The following is a 6,121-nucleotide window of genomic DNA, read 5'->3' on the forward strand; positions in this document are numbered from 1 at the left end:
CCGTGCATAACAAACACGCCTTATTAGGCAGCCTGAAAACTATGATGTTCCCGAACGGCTTTCAACCAGCTATCCGGCGTTTGAAACTGCATTTCACCGCTTTCAAGCGACACAGCTACTTGAGTGGTGCTGGCTTTGGTTAATTTCTTACCGTTTTCTGCATCCACAATCGTATAATCAATGCGCAGGCAGCTTTCGATTTCTACCACGGCCAAATCCACCCGCACTTTCTGGCCGAACACAGCAGGCTTCACATATTTCAGATTGAGCTGCACCACCGGCCAGCTAAAACCTTGCCGCTTCATCTCATTGTAATCATAGGAAATTTCATTTAAAAATGCGCACCGCGCCACTTCCAAATATTTCACATAATGCCCGTGCCACACAATGTGCATGGCATCGACATCGAAAAACGGCACTTCCATTTCCGTGCTGTGGCGGCAGTAAACATGTTTAGCCATGCGTTTCGTCTTTCCAAAAATCGTAAAAATTAAACCATTGCAAAGGATTTTGCGCGCATTCCCGCGCCAGCGCATCGGCAAACTGCTGCGCCGCAGCGGCAACTTCCTCATTGCGTTTGCCGCGTTTCCAATCCGCCGTATCTAAAAAGCGGCGCAGTTTCAAATGATAACGGCCGTTTTGCTTGATGCAGAATAAGGTGTTTACGCGCGTTTTCAACAAAGCCGCCAGCAGCCACGCACCTTGCGGCATATCGGCTTGCGCGCCCAAAAAATCCACCGCTACGGTTTTTTCACCGCGCACCGGCACACGGTCTGCCGCAATCGCCAGCCATTCGCCCGCATCAATCCGTTTATTCAGTTCCATCATCAGCGAAGCATCCAAATCCGTTACCTGAATCAGCTGGATTTTATCCGCTCCCGCCTTATTCAAAGCCTCGTTAAATACCTGTGCATGGCGGCTGTGTACCAACACATTAAGCCGGAAGCCTTTGTGATGCGACACCAGCGCGCGGCACACTTCCACATTACCGAAATGCGAACACACGAAAATTTGCCCGCGCTGGTTGCGGTTGCCGATTTCGGCATACACGTCGTCGGGATCTTCCAACACCAAATCTTCATAACGGATTTTGCGCTGCCACACGGCAAAGCGGTCGCACACCGCCTCGCCAAACGCCACGAACTGCTTGAATACCGGCCAAGTTTCAGGCAACGCGGTTTGCGGAAAAACCGCCTGCAAACGCGCCTGATAGCGGGCAATATTGCGCCGCTGTTTGGGCGCGGTCAAATAAAAATACAGCACCACAAACCAGATGCACGGCTTCATCAGAAACGCAGGCAGATATTTCACCATCAAGGTGGTAATGCCCAAAAACAGGCGGTTGCCGCGTTCGCTTTGAGCGGCCCAATGTTCGGAATTTCGGGTGTCGGTCATGTTTTTCAGACAGGCATTTCAATCAATTAATGAACCAATCGGTTCGTTATACTTAAGCCAAGCTTGGATATAAGAATATTTGTTGCTGAACAAATGGTTAAATTCTCAGCACACTTTCAGACAGGCATACTATCGGCAACAACAGATTATCATTTTTTCCATTGCCCGCTCAAACGCTTATACACCATCTCGCAAAACAGCCTTGCGTGCATTTTGCTGATCAGCACATTATCGTCAAACGCGCGGAAATGCGACACGCCGCCGGCTTCGTATTTCACCGGCGTTTTAATCCACACCGGTTTCACGCCGCGCCAATACAGGCGGATAAGAATTTCCGTGTCGAAATCCATGCGGTCGCCCACCCGTTCTTCACGCACCACGGCCAGCGCGGGCGCGAGCGGATAAAGGCGGAAGCCGCACATACCGTCTTTTATATCGGTGGAAAACGTGTGCACCATATTCCAAAAATCGGTGATTTTACGCCCGTAAAGCCGCGATTTAGGCGCATCGCTGCCGTATTGCGGCCAGCCGCACACCACGGCTTCGGGGTTTGCCTGCGCCGCTTCCAACATCTTGGCCGTGTCGTCCAAACAATGCTGCGCATCGGCATCCACCTGCAAAACATGGGTATAGCCCTGCTCTTCGGCGTATTTCAACCCGGCTTTCACCGCCGCGCCTTTACCGCCGTTGACCAAGCGGTACACAACATCAATGCCGTCCTGCGCCGCCAAAGCGTCCAATATCGGTTTGCAGTCCGCCCGCGAACCGTCGTCCACAATCAGCACATCCAAACCAAACCCGCGCATAGCTTGGGCAACTTGGGTGATGGTGGTCGGGTGGTTGTAGTGGGGGATTAGGGCTAGGGTTTTCATAAACAGGTAAGATGGCACTATATACATTAGTTAATTAATTAATTAAGACAGGTATTTTTCAGACAGGCATAATCCGCAATATCAATGCCCTGCCTGTCTGAAACCGGCATGATTTAAATAAGGTTGCATTCAAAACCACTCAATCCGCATTTTAGTTTGTTGTTTTAAAAAGTAAAATAAATATCTCAGGTTAAGCACCTACAACCTTAAATTTGTCGGATTCAAGAATCCGACCTACACCTGCTGTTGTTGGAATTTACACAGCGGGCGGATATGCAATCCGCCCCTACAAAATAACCCGTAGTCGGCAAAGCATTTTTTCAGACGGCCTCAAACGCCCCAAACACAATCCGCCCCGAAGCGCACACCGCTTCATGATTTTCCAGCTTAAACGTCAGCTTATTTTTATCCGCATCGTATTTCAGCTCTGCAAACACTTCATGATGCGGGCACAGGAATTGCTGGTATTTCAGATTTTCCACGCTCACAACGCTTTGCCGCCCCCAGTCGAACCGTTCGGCTAAATCGCGCACCCATTGCAGTTCAATCACGCCGGGCACCAGCGGGAAATTGGCGAAGTGTCCGCCGAAATACACCAAGTCCAGCGGCACGCGGCCTTGAAAGCGGTGAGTTTCTGCATTTTCAGACAGGCATGGCTGCCATTGCGGGGCGGTTTGTGCTTCGGTAAAGGCCGTCTGAAAATCGGCGGCGGTGATTTTGGATTGGGCATTGCGCGGCAAGGCGTCGGTGAAACGCCAGTAGCGCGGCAAAGCCACTGTGTCTTGCGTTGCGGCAAGATGTTTTTTCAATGCCGCCGCCACCGCCGCCCGCCCCTGTTCCTGCAAGGCTTGGATGCCGTCTGAATTCAACGCCGCCCACACGGCGGGGCGTTTATGCTGCGGGTGCTGGGCGCAATAGGCATCGGCTATCCATTCATGCGCCAACAGGTCGTGTTCGATTTGGTTTAGTGACACGCGTTTGTCCTCAAATTTGATAATCCGGTCTTTCCGGCCAAGCAGTAAAAAGCCTTCGGGCTGCATTTCCACCATATCGGCGGTTTGGAAGCGGCCGTTTGTCCACGGCGATTGCGCCCACAACGCGCCGTCTTCGTCTTGCCCGATTTCCACTGCGGCAAAGGGCTGCCACTCGCGGCGCTGTCGGCGCGACGCAATCACGCCGGTTTCGGTGCTGCCGTAAATTTCAAAAGGCCGAACGGCATGTTTTTCAAGCAAATCGGCGGTCGCTTCCGGCAACGCACCGCCCGCCGACACAATCCCCGCCACTTTGCCGCCCACAGCCTGCCAGTTGCGCGCTTCGCCCAAACGGTTCAACACCGCCGGGCTGGCAATCCACACCGATTGCGCGTGCGCCACCGTAGCAGCCAGCAAGGTTTCGGGATACACATTTTGCAGGCGGTCTATCGTCCAGCCCATTGTAAGCGCGAGCGCGAAGCGGAAGGTAAAACCATACATATGCTGCGGACTGACGCTGCCGACTACGGTTAACCCGTCCTGCCGAAACGGCACAACTTCCGCCAAAACCAAAGCCTCCGCCTCCATCTGCCCCGCCGTTTTTACCACCACCTGTGCGCCGCCGGTCGAGCCGGATGTTTTCAGACAGGCCTCGGCATCCGCAGGAATCAGCAGATTATCCGGCATCGCCATTTCAGACGGCATCCCGCTCAAGACCGCGGGAATGTTGCAAACCTTATCGGCATTAAGGCCGTCTGAAAACGCTTTTTCATGCGGCGCATCCGTCAGCCACACATCCGCCGTGTTGCCCCAATCCACATTATCCTGCGCCAAATTCGGCAGCAACAACACCCTCACCCCCGCATGCCACGCCGCCAACACCGCACAGGCAAAATATGCGGCATCTTCAAACCACAAAGCGGCGGTTTGCACGTTTTGCGTTTTCAGACGGCCTGAGAGGTCGATAACGGCGCGGTTGAAATCGGCGCGTGTCCAATCGGGGCTGGTGGCAATCAAATTATTGGAAAATGTTTTTTGAAGCAATATGTTAGTGAGTGTATTCATTATTTAAATCACTGTTTTTTATTCATGATCGGGCGGCAGATTCGATGGCTCAAACTATATTAAATCAGTTATCAAGCGGTTTCGATTTCAAAGGCTTTGCCAAACGGTAAACCCTACCTTTGCCCGTTCCCACCGCTTCCAGCAACCCGGCTTCGGTCAACTCCGCCAGATATTTTCTAACAGTCGCCGCTGATTTTCCGGTCAATTGCTGCGCCCGACTGTTGGAAATTTCTGTATTTTCTTCAAGGTAGCGGCGTATCGGCAGATAGGCTTGGCGGGCTTTTTCGCTGACTTTGGCATCTGCAACATCGCTTGTTGCATCGAATGTGTAAGCTTTCAAGGTTTGCAGAACCATATCAAGTATAAATTCAACAAATACGGTTGAATCATTGGCTTTATCAGCCTCGGCCAAAACGCGGTAATAGCCCTGCTGATTGCTGTACACCATCGTTTCTACGGGAATCCATGCAAATAAGGGATTCCAGCGGCTCAACATCACACTTTGCCACAATCTGCCTATGCGGCCGTTACCGTCTTCAAACGGATGAATCATTTCGATTTCATAATGCACTACGGCACTTTTTACCAACATCGGCGTATCGTCGGTTTCCGCCCATGCAAATAGTTTTTCCATCAAATCGGGTACAAACTGCGGTCGTGCGCCCATGTGCAGCAATGTACCGTCGGCGGCAAAAATACCGACATCTTTATGCCGAAAACCACCTGCTTGGCGGACAATGCCTTCGGTAAGCAAGCCGTGCGCCTTAAGAAAATCGCCGATGCTGTACGGGTTAAAATTCAGGATTTCTTCATACGCATCGTAGGCATTTTTCACTTCTTGAATTTCTTTCGGATTACCCAACACCCGCTTGCCGTTGATGATGTCTGTTACTTGTTCTATGGTTAACGAGTTGTTTTCAATGGCTAAAGACGATTGAATCGAGCGGATGCGGTTTTCTTTACGCAAATGCAGATTGCGTTCGTATTGAAATTGCAGGCGGCCTATGATGTGTGAAATTTCTACAATCAGGTTAAGAATATGATTGGTAATACTGAAAGGCGGCTTCATGGCGGTGTTTCCTGATATTCAGGCGGCACAAATTGAAATATTGAATTATACCGCTTATTTTATCGCTCATTATATCGCTTATTTTATCGCTTATCTCTTGCCTATCCGCCCTTATCTCAAGAGGCCGTCTGAAAAGCTAACCTGCTTCGGAAATAGTCAAAATATCGGTTTCATACATCCGTCCCGCCATTCAATTTGCAGACGGCCTCAAACCTTCAACACCACTTTCCGATAAACCCACTCCCCCACAAACAGCACGCCCATCAAGATATACGAAAAAATGCCCGTATAAAGCGCCCACCAATCATGCCTGTCTGAAAATGCCAGCAGCGCGGAGGTGGCGGCGTTGAAGATAAAAAAGCCGCACCAGATTTGGGTTACCCGGCGGGTATAGCGCACGCCTTCGGGCGGGAGGTCGGGGTTTTGCAGGCGGGCGAGGCGTTCGATCAGGGTTTGTTTGGCAAACAGGCTGGCGCCGAACACGGCGAGCATCAACAAGTTTACGGCCACGGGATACCAATACATGGAATCAGACCGTCTGAAAACAATCACTAAGGCAAAAAAGGCGGCAAGCAGCAAGGAAACGGCTTGCTGGGAGCGGGTTTTCTGCATTGCTGCGCGTATCAGCCACAAGGCGCACATGGCGGCGGCAAGCCAGAAAAACGCACCGTGTTCGCGGCCGTAATACCACAGTAAGGGATAGGCGATACTGACTATGGCGAGCAAAACTTGGCCGATGATTTTCATAT

At 51.3% G+C, this 6,121-nt stretch carries 6 protein-coding genes; all 6 read right to left on the reverse strand.

The features are described 5' to 3' along the window. Positions 1-23 precede the first annotated feature (23 nt). Entirely contained in the window at positions 24-461 is a 438-nt protein-coding gene (locus HMPREF9370_RS08550) for an acyl-CoA thioesterase (RefSeq protein WP_009117059.1), read from the reverse strand. Further along, the gene (locus HMPREF9370_RS08555) at positions 454-1,395 is read right to left on the reverse strand and encodes a lysophospholipid acyltransferase family protein (RefSeq protein ID WP_009117060.1); all 942 of its coding nucleotides are present in this window, start codon (positions 1,393-1,395) and stop codon (positions 454-456) included. The genes HMPREF9370_RS08550 and HMPREF9370_RS08555 overlap by 8 nt, the downstream gene beginning before the upstream one ends. Before the next feature lie 149 nt (positions 1,396-1,544). Then, positions 1,545-2,267, reverse strand: coding sequence for a glycosyltransferase family 2 protein (locus HMPREF9370_RS08560; protein ID WP_040667086.1), 723 nt, complete (start codon positions 2,265-2,267; stop codon positions 1,545-1,547). Between the two features lie 320 nt (positions 2,268-2,587). Next, positions 2,588-4,303: an ApeI family dehydratase gene (locus HMPREF9370_RS08565; RefSeq protein ID WP_009117062.1), complete on the reverse strand. Its 1,716-nt coding sequence runs from the start codon at positions 4,301-4,303 to the stop codon at positions 2,588-2,590. 64 nt (positions 4,304-4,367) lie between these two features. Continuing rightward, entirely contained in the window at positions 4,368-5,372 is a 1,005-nt protein-coding gene (locus HMPREF9370_RS08570; protein WP_009117063.1) for a Fic family protein, read from the reverse strand. Positions 5,373-5,579: 207 nt separating this feature from the next. Beyond that, positions 5,580-6,119 carry a COG4648 family protein gene (locus HMPREF9370_RS08580; RefSeq protein WP_009117065.1) on the reverse strand — a complete coding sequence of 180 codons (540 nt, stop codon included), beginning with the start codon at positions 6,117-6,119 and terminating at the stop codon, positions 5,580-5,582. Between the last annotated feature and the right edge of the window lie 2 nt (positions 6,120-6,121).

This window comes from Neisseria wadsworthii 9715, from assembly GCF_000227765.1.
GTDB classification, from domain to species: domain Bacteria; phylum Pseudomonadota; class Gammaproteobacteria; order Burkholderiales; family Neisseriaceae; genus Neisseria; species Neisseria wadsworthii.

What these genes read in the sequence shown, in the direction of transcription:
- HMPREF9370_RS08550 (WP_009117059.1), bottom strand. Translation starts at nt 461, where the DNA reads ATGGCTAAACATGTTTACTGCCGCCACAGCACGGAAATGGAAGTGCCG.
- HMPREF9370_RS08555 (WP_009117060.1), bottom strand. Translation starts at nt 1,395, where the DNA reads ATGACCGACACCCGAAATTCCGAACATTGGGCCGCTCAAAGCGAACGC.
- HMPREF9370_RS08560 (WP_040667086.1), bottom strand. Translation starts at nt 2,267, where the DNA reads ATGAAAACCCTAGCCCTAATCCCCCACTACAACCACCCGACCACCATC.
- HMPREF9370_RS08565 (WP_009117062.1), bottom strand. Translation starts at nt 4,303, where the DNA reads ATGAATACACTCACTAACATATTGCTTCAAAAAACATTTTCCAATAAT.
- HMPREF9370_RS08570 (WP_009117063.1), bottom strand. Translation starts at nt 5,372, where the DNA reads ATGAAGCCGCCTTTCAGTATTACCAATCATATTCTTAACCTGATTGTA.
- HMPREF9370_RS08580 (WP_009117065.1), bottom strand. Translation starts at nt 6,119, where the DNA reads ATGAAAATCATCGGCCAAGTTTTGCTCGCCATAGTCAGTATCGCCTAT.